We start from the raw sequence: 3,080 nt of genomic DNA on the forward strand, positions 1-3,080 counted from the left end.
ATTGTAACTAAAGTAGATGGTACTTTAACAGTAACACCGAAAGAACTAAACGTAGTGGTTACTGCTGATGATAAAACCAAAGTATACGGTGATGTGAATCCTGAATTGACTGCCGTGGTAACTGGTGCAGTGAACAATGATGTAATCAACTATAGCTTATCAACTACAGCTACGCAATTCTCGCCTGTAGCCACTTATCCTATTACAGTTACTTTGGGAGAAAATCCAAACTACATGGTAACTAAGGTGGATGGTACTTTAACTATTACTTCTTCTGCCATAGAGGCCAATGATGATATAGCGGGACCTATAAATGGTATTAATGGTGGAAACGCAGGAATTAACATTTTAAATAATGATTACCTAAATGGTAATGTAGTAAATCCACTTGAGATTACTACTTCATTTGTAAGCAGTACTAATAGCGGAATCACACTTGTTGGAACTGATGTGGTAATAGCTCCGGGAACTCCTGCAGGAAATTATGAAGTGGTATATAAAATTTGTGAAAACATAAATTTATCTACTAATTGTGATGAAGCGACTGTTAAGATTTCTGTTTACACACCATCTATTTCTGTCGAAAAAGAAGGAACATATATTGATGCCAATAATGATGGAAAAACTACTGTTGGAGACCAAATCAAATATACATTTACAGTAAAAAACACCGGAGGTTCAGCGTTGACAAACATAACTGTGACTGATGATAAAGTAACTGTACTTGGAGGTCCAATAAGTTTAAATATAAACGAAAATGATTCCACTACATTCTCTGCGATTTACAATATTACTCAAGATGATATTAACAAAGGAGTAGTTTATAATTTAGCCATCGCTAAAGGAACTCCACCTGCTGGTGACCCTATAACGGCTACTTCTACTGATCCAACGCCTTGTACTACGTGTCCTAAAGATCCGGAATGTGCTGATTGTACCATTACGGAAATACCTCAAAACCCTAGTATCGCAATTACAAAAGACGGTACTTATGTAGATACTAACAATGATGGTAAAACTAATATTGGTGATGTAGTATCATACAAATTTGTAATTACTAATACAGGAAATATTACTTTAACTAATGTAACTGTAACTGATAACAATGCGGTGGTAACGGGTGGACCTATTGCAACTTTAGCTCCGGGAGCAACGGATGCAACAACATTCACAGCTTCGCATACAATCACGCAAGACGATATTAACAAAGGTATTGTGTACAACCTGGCAACAGCAACTGCGAAAGATCCGAAAGAAAATCCAATAACGGCTACTTCTACTGATCCAACGCCTTGTACTACGTGTCCTAAAGATCCTGAATGTGCAGATTGTACAATTACTGAATTAGATCAAAATCCTAGTATTACTTTAGTAAAAACAGCTAGCGTAGCTGGAACAGGAATTGTAGGTGATGTGATTACTTATACTTTTACAGTAACCAATACAGGAAACACAAATCTGACTAATGTGGTAGTAACAGATTCAATGGTAGGTTTAACAATAACAGGAAACCCAATTTCTAATTTAGCTGTAGGAGCTTCTAATGCTACCATTAAAGGAACATACACCATCACTCAGGCTGATATTGACGCTGGTAAAGTAGTAAATACAGCTTTGGCTACAGCAAAAGATCCTAAAGGAAATGATGTAACAGATACTTCTGGAACTACAGTAGAAAACGATACCCCTACTACAACTCCAGTAACTCAAACACCAAATATCACTTTAGTGAAAACAACTGTTAAAACGAACTATGATACGCTAGATGAAGTAATAACATATACCATTGTAATTAAAAATACTGGTAATGTAAGTCTACATCAAGTTGTTGTAAAGGATCCATTAACAGGATTAAATAGTACTATTGAAAGTTTAGCCATTGGTGAATCTAAAGAATTTACTGAAGAATATAAGGTTACTCAAATTGATTTAGGAAATGAAACTATTACAAACGTTGCTACAGTAACGGCATTATCTCCTAAAGATATTGAAATAAATGCTTCAGATTCAGTTGTTATTGAAAGATCTTTTGTCTTAGGTTGTGGAACTATACTTGTTCATAATACCTTTACTCCAAATGGAGATGGTACTAATGATAATTTTGTAATTGATAATATTGATGACACACTTTGTTATCCTGAAAACTCTGTAGAAATTTACAACAGATGGGGAATCTTAGTTTATGAAACCAAAGGATATGATAATGTAAATAAAGTATTCAAAGGTTATTCTGAAGGTAGAGTTACCGTAGACAAATCGGCTGGATTACCTGCCGGAACTTATTTCTACATCCTAAACTATACTGCTGTTGGTTTGCAAGGTGAAATTATACCTAACAAAAAGCAAGGATATTTATACCTTACTAGATAATAAAAATCCAATCTAATACCAGAGGTCTTACAAACCTCTGATTCATAAAAAAGAAGTAAAATGAAAACAAAAATATTACTAATCAGTTTGATATTTACAGCTGTGATGAGTTATGCTCAACAGGATGCACAATACACACAATACATGTACAATACTATAAATGTAAATCCTGCTTATGCGGGATCCAGAGGGGCAATGAGTATTTTTGCTTTACATCGTACGCAATGGGTCGGATTAGACGGAGCACCTACAACAAATGCTGTTTCGATCAATACTCCTTTTAATAATAGTAGATTAGGTTTGGGAGTATCTATAGTAAATGACAAAATTGGACCAACAACAGATAACACGCTTTCAGCAGATCTATCCTACACCATTCCTACTTCTGAAAATCTAAAACTCTCCTTTGGCCTTAAAGCGTCTGTAAATTTATTTAACCTGGACATTACTAAATTAAATCCTGCCGAAAGTAATGACCAAAGACTTCAAGGATTTGATAATGAACTCTCACCGAATATCGGAGCAGGGATTTACCTTCACTCAGACAAAGCATATGTAGGATTTTCTATCCCTAATTTTATCGAAACAAATCAGTATGCTGATAATCAAATAGCTGTTAATAAAGAAAAATTAAATTATTACCTGATTGCAGGTTATGTGATGGATTTAAATTACAACCTGAAATTCAAACCTGCTTTACTAACTAAAAT

General features: G+C 34.6%; 2 protein-coding genes. Both read left to right on the forward strand.

The window, feature by feature from the left end; all coding sequences use genetic code 11:
• The coding region (locus tag AC4FRF_RS17470) for a DUF7507 domain-containing protein (RefSeq protein WP_491161567.1) at nucleotides 1-2,370 on the forward strand (2,370 nt) is incomplete at its 5' end.
• Between the two features lie 60 nt (nucleotides 2,371-2,430).
• On the forward strand, nucleotides 2,431-3,080 hold a 650-nt coding region (locus AC4FRF_RS17475; protein ID WP_491161569.1), incomplete at its 3' end, for a PorP/SprF family type IX secretion system membrane protein.

It is taken from the genome of Flavobacterium sp. ST-158 (assembly GCF_058309975.1).